The sequence below is a fragment of the Maribacter sp. HS genome (assembly GCF_048059195.1).
Lineage (GTDB): Bacteria > Bacteroidota > Bacteroidia > Flavobacteriales > Flavobacteriaceae > Maribacter > Maribacter dokdonensis.
The window spans coordinates 1,106,069-1,120,451 of record NZ_JAYLVV010000002.1; the positions used below are offsets into that span (position 1 = coordinate 1,106,069).

Genomic DNA, 14,383 nt, shown 5'->3' on the forward strand with positions numbered 1-14,383 from the left:
ACTGTCTGTTGTTTGATTTAGTTGTTGAAAAAGACACATTAAATGCATCAATTTATCTTATATTTAAGAATTGAATAGTGTTCTTCTCAATACTTTAAAGATTTGCTATAAATATAGGGAATACCATCAGAAAAAGATAAAAATTGAAGCATGAATCAAGATGAAATATTCGACGCAATCGTGGTCGGCACAGGAATAAGTGGTGGCTGGGCCGCTAAGGAATTAACAGAGAAGGGCTTAAAAACACTTGTCTTGGAACGTGGCTCTATGGTGAAGCATATTGAAGACTATCCTACCATGCACGATGACCCTTGGGATTACCCGTTAAAAGGGCAACTTTCTAAAGAAGATAAAGAAAAATACCATGTTCAAAAACGGGTAAATTGGGCACCTACAGAAGATTCTAAACATTTTTTTGTCAATGACCTGGAACACCCTTATGTTGAGACCAAACGCTTTGATTGGATACGTGGATATCAAGTAGGCGGTAGATCACTTACCTGGGGTCGACAAAGTTACCGTTGGAGCGATATTGATTTTGAAGCCAACAAAAAAGAAGGTATTGGCGTAGACTGGCCCGTAAGATATAAGGATATTGCGCCTTGGTATGATAAAGTTGAAGAATATATAGGTGTAAGCGGTGAGGCCTTAGGGTTAGATGTGTTACCTGACGGAATTTTTCAACCTGCCATGAAATTAAATTGTGTAGAAGAGGATTTTAAAAACAACGTTGCAGAAAAATTCGAAGACGGAAGATTGATTACTATAGGTAGGGCTGCACACATTACCGATCCCAATGCCACTTTTGAAGGTCGTGGTACTTGCCAAAACAGAGATCGTTGTTGGCGCGGCTGCCCATTTGGCGGTTATTTCAGTAGTAACTCATCAACATTACCGGCAGCGGAACGAACCGGAAATATGACCCTTAGACCAAACTCTATAGTGTATGAGGTTATCTATGATGATAATACCAAAAAAGCAACAGGCGTAAAAATTATAGATGCAGAAACAAATGAGAAAATTGAATTTAAGGCAAAGGTGATTTTTCTTTGCGCATCTGCAATGGCATCGGTCGGTATTCTATTACAATCTAAATCCAAGCGCTTCCCGAACGGATTAGGAAACGATTCTGATGCTTTGGGAAGAGGAATTATGGACCACCATTATAAATTAGGTGCTACGGCAAAAGTTGATGGCTACCTAGACAAATACTATAAAGGAAGGCGAGCCAACGGGTTTTACATACCACGTTTTGTAAACTTGAACGAAAAAACAAAACGGAATGGATATTTACGAGGTTTTGGCTACCAAGGCACGGCCAGCAGGGGAGATTGGTCAAAAGAAATTGGAGAACTTTCATATGGTAAAGACTTAAAGGAGTCTGTATTGAAACCAGGTCGCTGGACCATTGGCGTAACGGGATTTGGTGAGTTTTTACCCTATGATGATAATAGAGTAACCCTAAGCCCTACCGAAAAGGACAAATGGGGTTTACCTCAACTAGCTTTTGATGTAGAGTTTAAAGAGAACGAGTATAATATGCGTGAAGACATCAAAAAAGAGATTGTTACCATGTTCAAAGCTGCAGGCTTTAAAGATGTAGCTTCTTATGAAGAGTCTAGCGGACCAGGTTTGGGCATTCACGAAATGGGAGGCGCCAGAATGGGGCACAGCGCAAAGACCTCAATAATCAACAAGAACAACCAAGTACATTTAGTACCTAATGTGTATGTAACGGATGGCGCTTTTATGTCTTCGTCTAGTTGTGTAAACCCATCTTTGACCTATATGGCATTTACTGCCAGAGCTGCAAACCATGCAGCCGAACAGTTAAAAGAAGGTAAATTTTCTTGATACTGAAATTTATTACAAAGAATAGCGTTTACTACAAACTATACATTACAGAAAATATTAATCTATGGAGAATGCATCGGCAAGAAACATGTGGGGAAGTTATTTAAAAAACCACTTGGAAGACGTTTTTCACGAAACGCCTAAAACTATGTATTTTGGCGACAATGAAACCGACGCAAATGAGAATGCCAATTTAATTAAAACCTGTGTTAAAAAAGCGATTACACATTCTTTGTTAGGCCTACAAAACCGTCATGAACCCTTACCTAAAATAGGAGACTATATTGTGGTAACCAATTATAATGGTGAAGCACAATGCATAGTTGCTACCACCTCAGTTACAATTAAACCTTATTTTAGTATTGATTCGGCTTATGCCCAACTTGAAGCAAACGGGGATAAAACGTTAGAGTACTGGAAAAAATACCATTGGGACCTTTTCAGTAGAGAGTTGCAAAAATTCAATAGGGAACCTAGGGAAAGTATGATCGTTGTCTGTCAAGAATTTAAAATGGTACATTCCTAGTTTTTCATTTTACAACATAAAAAAGAGCCGCAAAATGCGGCTCTTTTATTTTCTACTATATAATGGATTAGTTTTCTAGAGCTACCCAATTATTACCGCTTTTGTGCGATTCTACAGTGGCTTCTATGAAATTCATACCGCGAACACCATCTGACATGGTGGGGAACTCGCCATCATTGTAATCTTCTCCTCTAATGGCCTTTGCAACACCTTTGTAAATATTCGCCATAGAATCAAATATACCTTCAGGATGACCTGCTGGTAATTTTGTTCCGTCTAATGATAATTCAGAGTTATAGGCATGACCAGGTTTATAAACTTGCGTAGGTTCCGTATCACTTAATTTATATAAAAAATTAGGTCGTTCCTGCTCCCATCTAAATGCTCCTTTTTCACCATAAATAGCAATAGCCAAACCATTTTCCTCACCTGTGGCCACCTGACTACCTCTAATAACACCTTTTACATGATCTCCCATGCGAATAAGTACGGTACCATCAACATCCATTTGATTGTCTTCGTATAGGTAATTGAAATCACAAAGTAGCTCTTTAACTTTTAATCCGGTAGTATATTCTACCATATTAAAAGCATGAACACCTATATCACCCATACAAGAACTAATACCCGCTTTTTTAGGATCCAATCTCCAAACTGAAGATCTTTTCTCTTTATCATGTATAATGGTATTGATCCACCCTTGGTAATAAACGGCATCAACCTTATGTATTTTACCCAAAGCACCTGCTTTGATCATTTCACGCATTTGACGTACCATTGGGTACCCGGTATATGTATGCGTCAAGGCAAAAACAGTACCTGCTTTGGCATGTGCCTTTTGTAAATCCTTTGCTTCCTCTAACGTTGTGGTCATTGGCTTTTCGCAAATAACGCTAAAGCCATTGTCCAATAACTTCTTTGCCATTGGGTAATGCAAAAAATTTGGTGTTAGAACAGAGCATACCTGTATACGCTCATCTTCAGGCAATTTCAACTCCTCTTCTATAAGGGTGTCAAAATCTTTGTATATTCTATTTAAGGGTACATCTATTTCCTTTGCAAATGCAATACTGGCATCATGATCCGGATTGAACACAGCACCTGTAATTTGGTAATTGTCATTAATAAAAGAAGCTACTCTATGTAAAACTCCTATAAGTGAATCTCCTCCTCCACCTAATATTCCTAATCGTATTTTCTTTGGCATTTTTGTTGTTGTTTAAATTGAAAATAATATTTACTAAAATTTGTTGGATTACTATTATCTAATTTGAAATATTGAAGCCATTTATATATAAAACAAAGGCTATTTGTACTAATTGGCTATTGATTTCTGGCGCTTAAATTAAAGAATTTATCTAAGATTGATAATCTATTTTCTCCGTTTTGAAAAAAATAGCGAACAAAATAAAAACAACTAATGCAAAACCAGCAGGATACATCCAAATGGTTTGCCATATATGTTCCCCATTATTTATTACATAAGCAGTAGATATTTTACCTGCTACCCAAAAACCTATGAGCATACCTACCCCATAAGTTGCCAATGTAATGAGACCTTGGGCAGAACTTTTAAATTTTTCACCAGCTTTGCTATCCGTATAAATCTGTCCTGAAACAAAGAAAAAATCATAACAGATTCCGTGTAATGCAATTCCGATTATCAGCATAAAGCCTAGCTCGTTTACATCTCCAAAAGCAAAAAGCAAATAACGTACTACCCAAGCGGCCATGGCAACAAGAATAGTTTTTTTGAAACCGAACTTGGTGAAAAAATAGGGTAATAAAAGCATAAAGGCAATTTCAGAAACTTGCCCCAATGTCATTTTACCGGTAGGATTGTTCATTCCTATCTCTACCAAAAAAGGATTGGCGTTCTGATAGTAGAATGCCAAAGGAATACATATTAAGACCGATGACATAAAGAATATTAAGAAATTCTTGTCCTTAAACAGAGTTAAGGAATCTAAACCCAGTATTTCTTTGAAACTAATCTTACCCGTAGTTGCCGCTCTTGGTGGTGTTTTAGGTAATGTAAAACTAAAAACACCTAGTATGACCGATGCAATTGCGGTCATCAAAAATGTATTTCTAAGCAGACCAGCTCCAATATTCATGCCTTGGTCCCAATTAAACACATAGCTGATCGATAGGCCGGCTATTACCCAACCCAATGTTCCAAACACACGAACCAAAGAGAATTCCTTGGCAGGGTTTTTCATTTGATTGAAAGAGACCGAGTTCACCAATGCCAATGTAGGCATGTACAAAATCATATATCCTAAAACCAAAATATAAAAATCATCAAATTCCGTTGTTCCGTACATGAAATACATAAGTACCCCGCCTAGAATATGTAAAACTCCCAAGATTCTTTCCGCATTGAAATATCTGTCCGCAATAATTCCTATAACAAAGGGAGCTATAATAGCCCCCCAAGATTGTGTTGAAAATGCCAATGCTATTTCCCCATCTGTTGCTTTTAAGTTATTCCCTAAAAAAGTGCCCAATGTTACAAACCATGCACCCCAAATAAAAAACTCTAAAAACATCATGAAGCAAAGCTGTGCCCTAACTAAACTTTTCATCTATCTTCTATAATAAACATAATCAAAACCTATTGGCTTCTTCTCATTATTTCTAAAATCCACAGCAATTTGACCGCGGTGATTGGTAGAATGATTTATGATATGGAATAGAATATCCTGAACGGTATTTGTAAAAAGTCTACCCTCCGTATTCTCATAATCTATGCGCTTTTCAAAATTATCTGCATTAGAGATAATCTCAAAAGATGTACGCTGATTATCATAATGAATATCTGACCAGTCCTTTATCTCATGCTCTTGCCAAATCTGCAATTTGCTAGGCTTATCCACCAATCTAGCATTCCATATATGGTGCGCGTTCAGAATATGGCTAAACAAACGTACCGTGTTTGCCGGTACCTCGTCTAGCTCTGAACATTGCTCGATCAATTTTTTATTACAGTGAAAATTATAGTCGAAAATTTCATTAAAAAAAGCTTCCATACATCATTCCATAAAAATTATTCTATTTCATTTGAGGCTTTTATCAATAAGTCTCTAGTAGCAATAATACCAGCTTCTTCGCTAATTTCAGAACCTTCATATTCTACACCAATAAAACCTGTATAACCTGCGTCTTTAACAATCTGCAACATTTGTACATAGTCTATACCAGTATCATACCCATCGGTATCAAAATTATTTGATTTGGCACTAACTGCCTTTGCATAAGGCATAAGTTCTTTAACCCCCTTGTATTTATCATACTCTTTAAGGCAATCCCAACTATCTGGCTTACGTTCTATGCAGAAATTACCAAAATCAGGTAGACTTCCACAATTATCCATATTTACGGTTTTCATTACCTCCGCATGAAGTTCACCGTTAGAAGAGAGTCCGCCATGATTTTCTACCAAAATATTAATATTCTTGGTTTTTGCATAGGTAGCTAATTTTGTTAATCCGTCTACCGAATTTTTTATCCATTCTTCTGGCACGGTACTACCATTAAGATTTACTCTAATGGCATGGCAACCCATTGCTGCAGCTGCATCTACCCATTTTTTATGTTTTTCTACGGTTTCATTTCTTTCTGCTTCATCATTGACCGCCAAATTACCTTGGCCATCGATCATGATCAACACATTTTTCATTCCGTGCTTTTCAGCTTCGGCATTAGATTTGGCAACAAAATTTGCCATAGCCTCTTCAGAGTAATTTGCTTTTTCAAGTTCCGGATTGTACAATTGGCTAACATACTCTAATCCGGTAAAACCCCAATTTTTAGCTTTTTCGGCAAAAGAATACGGATCTACGCCATCTTCCCTAATCATTTTATGCATAGACCACTGCGCGAGTGATAAATCAAAAAATGGTTCGGCATTACTTGTTTCTTCTACTACATCAGGTTCTGCCACTTTTTCTTTCTTGGCGTCTTTACAGGAGTAAGTACCTAATACTAATAGTCCAACACATACTGCTGTTGTAATCTTAATAAACTTGTTTGTTCTCATTTTTGGTTGTTTGTTGTTGTTTGAATAATATTCTCAATCGTTTGCGTAAAACCATGTCTAGATTTTATACATATGCAAGATGCATATTTTAGCGAATTTCGCAAGAAGAATGGACAATAAATGTATAGAATTAATTTAATATTTAATAAATTTAGAGATTAAACAACTTTTATGAGCAAATTTTATTACAATGAAGAGCAGGAGTCCTATGACGCTATAGTTGTAGGAACAGGAATTAGTGGTGGTTGGGCCGCAAAAGAATTATGTGAAGCCGGCCTTAAAACACTAGTTTTGGAAAGAGGTCGAATGGTAAAACATATTGAAGACTATGAGACCGCCAATATGGACCCATGGGATTTCCCGAATGCCGGGCAACCAACAAAGGAAATTATAGCACAACAACCAAAACAAAACAGAACCGGCTACACTACAAACCAAGCCAGTCACATGTGGTTCGTTAATGACCTTAAACATCCGTATAACGAAACCAAACGATTTGATTGGATGAGAGGTTACCATTTAGGTGGACGTTCTTTACAATGGGGCCGTCAAAGTTACCGTTTGAGCGATATTGATTTTGAAGCAAATAAAAAAGAGGGTATTGCCGTAGATTGGCCTGTACGTTATAAAGATATAGCACCTTGGTATGACAAGGTAGAAGAATATATAGGGGTAAGTGGAGAGAACTTAGGTTTGGAACAATTACCTGATGGTAAATTTCTACCCATGATGGAGCTTAACTGTGTTGAGCAGGAATTCAGGGAAAAGGTGGCGGAGAATTTTGATGGCCGTGTGGTAACAGCTGGTAGAACGGCCCATATTACAGGAACAAAACAATTTGACGGAAGAAGTAAATGTCAATTTAGAAATAGATGTATTAGAGGTTGTCCTTTTGGAGCTTACTTTAGTAGTTTATCATCAACATTACCGGCAGCGGAAGCTACAGGAAACATGACCTTGAGACCAGACTCTATTGTACATGAAGTAATGTATGATCCAAATACCAAGAAAGCAACAGGTGTAAAAGTAATTGACGCAAACACTAAAGAAACTTTTGAGTTCAAAGCAAAGGTGATTTTCTTATGTGCATCGGCCATTGCCTCTACATCTATCTTAATGCAATCTAAATCTGAAACGTTCCCTAATGGTATGGGTAACGCATCTGATCAATTAGGACGTAATATTATGGACCACCAATTACAAGTGGGTGCGTCTGGTAAGTTTGATGGTTTTGATGATAAATATTACAAAGGAAGAAAGCCAAGCGGTATCTATATTCCAAGATTTAGAAATTTAGGTGGTGATTCTGACAGAAAAGACTACAAAAGAGGATTTGGATACCAAGGTGGTGCCTCTAGAGGTAATTGGGAAGAAACCATTGCCGAGCTATCTTATGGTAAAGATTTAAAAGATGCCGTATTAAAGCCAGGTGGATGGACGTTCGGTATGATGGGCTTTGGTGAAGTATTGCCATATGAGAACAATAGATTTACCCTAGACTATGACAAATTAGATGACTGGGGACTGCCTACCGTGACATTTGATGCCGAATTACAAGAAAACGAGCTTAAAATGCGAAAAGACATGCTTGAATCTGCTGTAGATATGTTAGAAAAAGCAGGTTTAAGAGATGTAAAAGGATATGATAACGAAAGTGCATTAGGTTTAGGTATTCATGAGATGGGAACTGCCCGTATGGGAAGAGACAGAAAAACATCGGTATTGAATGGCAACAATCAACTACATGATGTACCAAATGTTTACGTAACCGATGGTTCATTTATGACCTCTGCAAGTTGTGTAAACCCATCATTAACCTATATGGCCTTTACGGCCAGAGCTGCAAACCATGCGGTTCAAGAACTTAAAAAAGGAAATATATAATGGATAGAAGACGCGTATTAAAAAATATGGGAATGTCACTTGGATATATGGTGGCTACCCCAACTTTATTATCGATCGTTCAAAGCTGTAAAAGTGAACCGGCAATTACCTGGACTCCCGAATTTCTAGCTCAATCCCAAGGTAACGTTTTAACAAAATTGGTAGACATCATTTTACCTAAAACAGATACTCCCTCTGCTTCTGAAGTACAAGTAGATATTTTTATCGACAAATTTGCGCAAGATGTAATGGAAAAGGAACAACAGGATTTCCTTAAAATGTCAATGACCAAATTTATTGATAAAGCGTTAGCAGATTCTGGCAAGGAAAATGCCGAAGATCTTACCACCGAAGACTTAGAGCCAGTATTGGCAAGTTCTTTGAAATACACAAAAGATCAGCAAGCAGAAATGTTCGAAACTATCAATAGTTACACAAAAGCTATATCTGAAGGTACAACCGCGGAAATAGACGATGAAATATCAAGATTTGCATTTGCCAACAACTTGAGAGGAATGACCATTTGGGGCTATAAAGCTTCTGAATATGTAGGCGAAGAAGTATTGGCATATTTACCTGTACCGGGTGAATACGTAGCATGTGGAGATATGCAAGAGCTTACAGGTGGTAAGGCATGGTCCTTATAACCAAATAACTTTCTAATTATTAAAAGCCAAGAACTTGATCTTACATAGTTCTTGGCTTTTTACATAAAAAAACCACTTATGAAAAGAAGAAATTTCATTCAAAAGTCCGCCTTGACCACAGGGGCCATTTCATTAGCTAGCAGTTTAGCTTATGCAAATTCTATGAACCAGAAGCCAAAAGTTCATAAATACAACCTAAAATATGCTCCCCATTTAGGGATGTTCAAAAATCTTGCAGGTGAAGATCCTATTGACCAATTAAACTTTATGGCCGATCAAGGTTATACCGCATTCGAAGATAATGAAATGCGTAAACGACCTATTGAACTGCAAGAGAAGATGGCAAAAACCATGAAGGAACGTGGTTTGGAGATGGGCGTTTTCGTAGCACATGAAATACATTGGAAAACCCCTAATTTGGCGTCTGGGGATAAGACAAAAAGAGTAGAGTTCTTAAATGAAATTAAAAATTCTATAGCGGTTGCCAAGCGGGTGAACGCCAAATGGATGACAGTAGTACCCGGACATTTAGATTTGAAACTAAAAATGGGCTATCAGACTGCCAACGTTATTGAAAGTCTTAGACAGGCATCAGCTTTACTGGAACCACATAATATTGCAATGGTTTTGGAACCTTTGAATTTCAGGGATCATCCAGGATTATTCCTGACGGATTCGCCCCAAGCCTATGAAATATGTAGAGCTGTTGATTCACCTTCATGTAAAATATTGTTCGATATCTACCACCAACAAATACAAGAAGGCAATTTAATACCCAATATGGAAGCTTCTTGGTCTGAAATAGCCTATATACAAATTGGAGATAACCCCGGTAGAAAAGAACCCACAACTGGCGAAATAAACTATGGCAACGTATTCAAATGGATTCATGAGCAGGGTTATGATGGTATTTTAGGCATGGAACATGGAAACTCTAGAGAGGGCAAAGAAGGTGAACTCGCCGTTATTGAAGCATATAAAAAAGTAGATAGCTTTAAATAGGGTTCAGCAACACTATGACCGATTAGTAAAAGAAGAACTGAATGTATTTCATCGAAAAATAATATTTATTCGATGAAATACATATTCACTTTGTAAGAATTAACCTACTTATTCGTTCTTTTGTATATGTCCCAATACCTACAAGCAATACTCGTCTATGCCGGTTTATTACTGGCTTCAAAATTATCTTTTTACATCTATAAGAAGATAAGGTTCAATTCATTTGAATTATTTCAAATGAGACTAACCTATAAATGGTTCAACTTTAAACACGCTGTAAGATTAATGTATCACAGTCTTTTTAACGATACCATTAAATTTCCGTAATCCAAACAGGTTTTTAATACGTATATATCTTATACCCTTTTACTTAAGTTATGGAAAACTACATTACAATATTAATGATATATGTAGCCGCGTTGGTATTTACGACGGTATTAAAGCCATATATCACAAACGATAAATAAACGCCCCCTTACTTAACCTCCGGCTTAGCCGTATGTAAAAAAGACCCCAAAATGTGGGGTCTTTTTTATGGTTATTTTTAAAAATGGTATTTAAGAACCACACATTAAACAATCATCATCTGCCTGCCCTTCCTTAGCCCTAGCAATCATTTCTTTCATCTCCTGAGGTGACAAAGGTGCTATATCCAATTCTGCTTGAGGAGCCACTTTAGAAACCTTTGTATCTGTAATAACCACTTCACTGTCTATTGCCGTAACAACTTCTGTCTTCTTCACCTCATCTGTGGCTACAACATTTTTCTTACTGTTATCCAATGTAAACTTGATCGCATCAACAGCTGCTTTGGTACGTAAATAATACATTCCAGTCTTTAAACCACTCTTCCAAGCATAAAAATGCATTGAAGTAAGTTTAGAATAATTGGCATTTTCCATAAACAAGTTCAAGGACTGGCTCTGATCAATAAAGTAGCCTCTTTGTCTAGACATATCTATAATGTCTTTCATACTGAGCTCCCAAACCGTTTTGTACAGATCCCTGATATCTTGGGGTATTGTTTCTATATGTTGAATAGATCCATTGGCTCTCATAAGCTCTTGTTTCATACTCTCGTTCCACATACCTAAACCAACAAGATCTTCTAAAAGATGTTTATTGACCACAATAAATTCACCTGAAAGAACGCGTCTGGTATAAATGTTAGATGTATAAGGTTCAAAACACTCATTGTTCCCTAATATTTGCGAAGTGGATGCAGTGGGCATAGGTGCTACCAAAAGAGAGTTTCTTACACCATTGGTCTGCATTTCTTTACGAAGTTTTGCCCAGTCCCATCTACCGGATAATTCATCATCTTTTACTCCCCACATATTATATTGAAATTCACCTTTGGACATTGGAGAACCTTCAAATGTGGAATATGGACCTTCTTCTTTGGCCATTTCCATAGATGCCGTAACCGCACCAAAATATAAAGTTTCAAAAATTTCTTGGTTTAATTTTTTTGCATCGTCACTTGTAAAGGGCATTCTCAGCATTATAAAAGTATCTGCAAGACCCTGTACACCTAAACCAATAGGTCTATGGCGCATGTTTGAGTTCTCCGCTTCTTTAACAGGGTAGTAATTTCTATCAATGACCTTATTAAGGTTTTTAGTCACTCTTTTGGTTACCTTAAACAATTCTTTATGATCAAACTCACCGTTTTTTACAAACATAGGTAACGCAATAGATGCTAAATTACACACGGCTACCTCATCTGGCGACGTATACTCCATGATTTCGGTACAAAGATTTGATGAACGTATGGTTCCAAGATTCTTTTGATTGCTCTTACGGTTGGCTGCATCTTTATACAACATATACGGTGTGCCGGTTTCTATCTGCGATTCTAATATTTTTTCCCAAAGTTCCCGCGCCTTGACAGTTTTGCGCCCTTTACCTTCAGCTTCATATTGTAGATAAAGTTTTTCAAACTCATCACTATGTCTATTAAACAAATCTGGACATTCATTAGGACACATTAAAGTCCAATCTTCATTGGCTTCTACCCTTCTCATGAACAAATCTGAAATCCACATGGCATAAAACAAATCCCTTGCACGCATTTCTTCCTTACCATGGTTCTTTTTTAGGTCTAAAAATTCAAAAATATCGGCATGCCAAGGCTCAAGATATATTGCAAAACTACCTTTACGTTTACCACCACCTTGATCTACATAGCGAGCAGTATCATTAAACACTTGTAGCATGGGCACTATACCATTTGATGTACCGTTTGTACCAGCTATATAAGACCCAGTTGCTCTAATGTTATGTATAGATAAACCTATACCTCCTGCAGATTGGGAAATTTTGGCGGTCTGTTTTAAAGTATCATAAATACCATCAATACTGTCATCTTTCATAGCCAAAAGAAAACATGATGACATTTGAGGCTTTGGTGTTCCTGAATTGAACAATGTTGGCGTAGCATGTGTAAAGAACTTTTTAGACATTAGTTCATACGTTTCTATAGCAGCATCAAGGTCATTTAAATGTATACCTACGGATACTCGCATTAGCATGTGTTGTGGTCGTTCTGCAATTTTACCGTTGATTTTTAATAAGTAAGAACGCTCCAAAGTCTTAAAACCAAAATAGTCATAGCTAAAATCTCTATTATAGATGATCGTAGAATCTAATCTTTCTGAATTTTCAGCAATTACCTTATGAACCTCATCTGATAATAAAGGGGCCTTTTTACCAGTTCTAGGGTTTACATAAGTATATAGGTCGTTCATGGTTTGTGAGAACGATTTTTTAGTATTCTTATGTAAGTTAGATACAGATATACGTGCAGCCAATTTTGCATAATCTGGGTGTGTGGTAGTCATTGTTGCCGCTATTTCCGCTGCTAGATTATCTAACTCAGATGTAGTTACACCATCGTAAAGACCTTCTATTACCCGCATAGCTACCTTTAGCGGATCAACAAGACCATTTAGACCATAACATAACTTACGTACACGTGCGGTGATCTTATCAAACATGACCACTTCTTTTCTTCCATCTCTTTTAACTACGAACATTTGGCTACAAACAATTAAGGGTTAATATTATATTTACGTTATTAATGTTAAAATTTTAACATTTTAAATGATGACACAATTTTCCCGTATACTTCTATTGGTAAAATTGTGCACTACATTAATTAGAAATCAGCATCAAAGCTAATTTTCTGGGAATCATCATCTTTATCCTTGTTCAAAACGCCTGCTTTCTGATATTCAGAAACACGTTTTTCAAAGAAGTTGGTTTTACCTTGTAAAGAAATCATATCCATAAAATCAAATGGATTGGAGGCATTGTACACTCTATCACATTCAAGTTCAACCAATAACCTATCTGTTACAAATTCCAAATACTGCGTCATTAATTTAGAGTTCATTCCAATTAAACTAACCGGTAACGACTCTGTAATAAACTCACGCTCAATATCCAGGGCATTGGTCAAAATTTGAGTAATACGTTCTTTTGGCACTTTATTCATTAAATGCTTGTTATGCAGGTGAACCGCATAATCACAATGCATGCCTTCATCTCTTGATATAAGTTCGTTAGAAAAAGTTAGACCTGGCATTAAGCCCCTTTTCTTTAACCAGAATATGGAACAGAAGGCACCGGAGAAAAATATACCTTCTACTGCTGCAAAAGCAATTAATCGTTCTGCAAAACTTGGCGACTCGATCCAATTTAAGGCCCAATCTGCTTTTTTCTTTATTGCTGGAAAATTTTCCAAAGCTTTGAAAAGAACATTCTTTTCCTTTTCATCTTTTACATAAGTATCTATCAAAAGTGAATAGGTTTCAGAATGAATATTCTCCATCATTATTTGAAATCCATAAAAGAACTTTGCTTCGGCATATTGAACCTCACTCACAAAATTTTCAGCCAAATTCTCATTAACAATACCATCGGAAGCTGCAAAAAATGCAAGAATATGTTTTATAAAATAACGCTCGTCATCATTCAGTTTGTTATTCCAATCATTTAAATCTTCATGAAGATCAATCTCCTCCGCTGTCCAAAAACAAGCCTCACATTTTTTATACCATTCCCATAAATCATCATGTTTGATAGGAAAAATAACAAAGCGATCATCATTTGGCTCCAAAATAGGCTCTAAAGCTGCGGACATATAATTTAGATTTAAAATTAGTAGTGAAAAAGAAATAGTTTTCTTCTCTGAAGGTACTAACAAAGATTTAAAATTGCATTGAAAATATAAAGTTAGTTTAGGTATTTTGACCACAAAGTTTTTAACACCGTGTGTTGAAATGTACCTGTACTCCTAGTGTTCATTAACCTTTGCGAAATAAGGACTTAGCATTAATTTTAGGTAAACTTTAAACATGATTTTTTTAAACCAAAAAGTATAAAAAATCATACTCAATGGTTTATTAAAACTAGCTTATAAAA

General features: G+C 36.5%; 11 protein-coding genes. 5 read left to right on the forward strand and 6 right to left on the reverse strand.

Translation table 11 applies throughout. The features are described 5' to 3' along the window. The first annotated feature begins 150 nt into the window (after positions 1–150). A complete protein-coding gene (locus VBZ51_RS04800; RefSeq protein ID WP_416576226.1) occupies positions 151–1,854 on the forward strand; it encodes a GMC oxidoreductase in 1,704 nt (567 codons plus the stop codon). A 64-nt stretch (positions 1,855–1,918) separates the two neighbouring features. Beyond that, positions 1,919–2,380, forward strand: coding sequence for an ASCH domain-containing protein (locus tag VBZ51_RS04805; RefSeq protein WP_416576227.1), 462 nt, complete (start codon positions 1,919–1,921; stop codon positions 2,378–2,380). Positions 2,381–2,447: 67 nt separating this feature from the next. Here the strand turns inward: VBZ51_RS04805 and VBZ51_RS04810 are convergent, their stop codons facing one another. The 4 genes from VBZ51_RS04810 to VBZ51_RS04825 form a co-directional block, all read right to left on the reverse strand. Beyond that, positions 2,448–3,587, reverse strand: a complete 1,140-nt coding sequence (locus tag VBZ51_RS04810; protein WP_071340970.1) for a Gfo/Idh/MocA family protein — start codon at positions 3,585–3,587, stop codon at positions 2,448–2,450. Between the two features lie 151 nt (positions 3,588–3,738). Further along, positions 3,739–4,968 (reverse strand): nucleoside permease, encoded by a 1,230-nt coding sequence (locus tag VBZ51_RS04815; protein ID WP_416576228.1) that lies wholly within the window; start codon positions 4,966–4,968, stop codon positions 3,739–3,741. Beyond that, positions 4,969–5,412: a DinB family protein gene (locus VBZ51_RS04820; RefSeq protein ID WP_305522277.1), complete on the reverse strand. Its 444-nt coding sequence runs from the start codon at positions 5,410–5,412 to the stop codon at positions 4,969–4,971. It lies immediately after the preceding gene. A gap of 17 nt (positions 5,413–5,429) precedes the next feature. Beyond that, positions 5,430–6,422, reverse strand: coding sequence for a sugar phosphate isomerase/epimerase family protein (locus tag VBZ51_RS04825; protein ID WP_416576229.1), 993 nt, complete (start codon positions 6,420–6,422; stop codon positions 5,430–5,432). A 171-nt stretch (positions 6,423–6,593) separates the two neighbouring features. Between VBZ51_RS04825 and VBZ51_RS04830 the strand changes: the two genes are divergently transcribed. From VBZ51_RS04830 to VBZ51_RS04840, 3 genes are all read left to right on the forward strand, one after another. Beyond that, positions 6,594–8,306, forward strand: coding sequence for a GMC oxidoreductase (locus VBZ51_RS04830; protein ID WP_074671152.1), 1,713 nt, complete (start codon positions 6,594–6,596; stop codon positions 8,304–8,306). After that, on the forward strand, positions 8,306–8,953 hold the full coding sequence (locus tag VBZ51_RS04835; RefSeq protein WP_071340965.1) for a gluconate 2-dehydrogenase subunit 3 family protein: 648 nt from the start codon (positions 8,306–8,308) through the stop codon (positions 8,951–8,953). Before VBZ51_RS04830 ends, VBZ51_RS04835 begins: the two co-directional genes overlap by 1 nt. 78 nt (positions 8,954–9,031) lie before the next feature. Further along, positions 9,032–9,955: a hydroxypyruvate isomerase family protein gene (locus VBZ51_RS04840; RefSeq protein WP_416576230.1), complete on the forward strand. Its 924-nt coding sequence runs from the start codon at positions 9,032–9,034 to the stop codon at positions 9,953–9,955. 557 nt (positions 9,956–10,512) lie between these two features. On the opposite strand, the gene VBZ51_RS04845 is transcribed toward VBZ51_RS04840, so the two are convergent. Both VBZ51_RS04845 and VBZ51_RS04850 read right to left on the reverse strand, forming a co-directional pair. Continuing rightward, positions 10,513–12,993 (reverse strand): ribonucleoside-diphosphate reductase subunit alpha, encoded by a 2,481-nt coding sequence (locus tag VBZ51_RS04845; protein ID WP_058104405.1) that lies wholly within the window; start codon positions 12,991–12,993, stop codon positions 10,513–10,515. Between the two features lie 122 nt (positions 12,994–13,115). Next, positions 13,116–14,102, reverse strand: a complete 987-nt coding sequence (locus VBZ51_RS04850; protein WP_058104406.1) for a ribonucleotide-diphosphate reductase subunit beta — start codon at positions 14,100–14,102, stop codon at positions 13,116–13,118. Positions 14,103–14,383: the final 281 nt, after the last annotated feature.

Bases quoted from the DNA above. Each gene is read 5' to 3' on its own strand.
- VBZ51_RS04800 (WP_416576226.1), top strand. From the start codon at position 151: ATGAATCAAGATGAAATATTCGACGCAATCGTGGTCGGCACAGGAATA.
- VBZ51_RS04805 (WP_416576227.1), top strand. From the start codon at position 1,919: ATGGAGAATGCATCGGCAAGAAACATGTGGGGAAGTTATTTAAAAAAC.
- VBZ51_RS04810 (WP_071340970.1), bottom strand. From the start codon at position 3,587: ATGCCAAAGAAAATACGATTAGGAATATTAGGTGGAGGAGGAGATTCA.
- VBZ51_RS04815 (WP_416576228.1), bottom strand. From the start codon at position 4,968: ATGAAAAGTTTAGTTAGGGCACAGCTTTGCTTCATGATGTTTTTAGAG.
- VBZ51_RS04820 (WP_305522277.1), bottom strand. From the start codon at position 5,412: ATGGAAGCTTTTTTTAATGAAATTTTCGACTATAATTTTCACTGTAAT.
- VBZ51_RS04825 (WP_416576229.1), bottom strand. From the start codon at position 6,422: ATGAGAACAAACAAGTTTATTAAGATTACAACAGCAGTATGTGTTGGA.
- VBZ51_RS04830 (WP_074671152.1), top strand. From the start codon at position 6,594: ATGAGCAAATTTTATTACAATGAAGAGCAGGAGTCCTATGACGCTATA.
- VBZ51_RS04835 (WP_071340965.1), top strand. From the start codon at position 8,306: ATGGATAGAAGACGCGTATTAAAAAATATGGGAATGTCACTTGGATAT.
- VBZ51_RS04840 (WP_416576230.1), top strand. From the start codon at position 9,032: ATGAAAAGAAGAAATTTCATTCAAAAGTCCGCCTTGACCACAGGGGCC.
- VBZ51_RS04845 (WP_058104405.1), bottom strand. From the start codon at position 12,993: ATGTTCGTAGTTAAAAGAGATGGAAGAAAAGAAGTGGTCATGTTTGAT.
- VBZ51_RS04850 (WP_058104406.1), bottom strand. From the start codon at position 14,102: ATGTCCGCAGCTTTAGAGCCTATTTTGGAGCCAAATGATGATCGCTTT.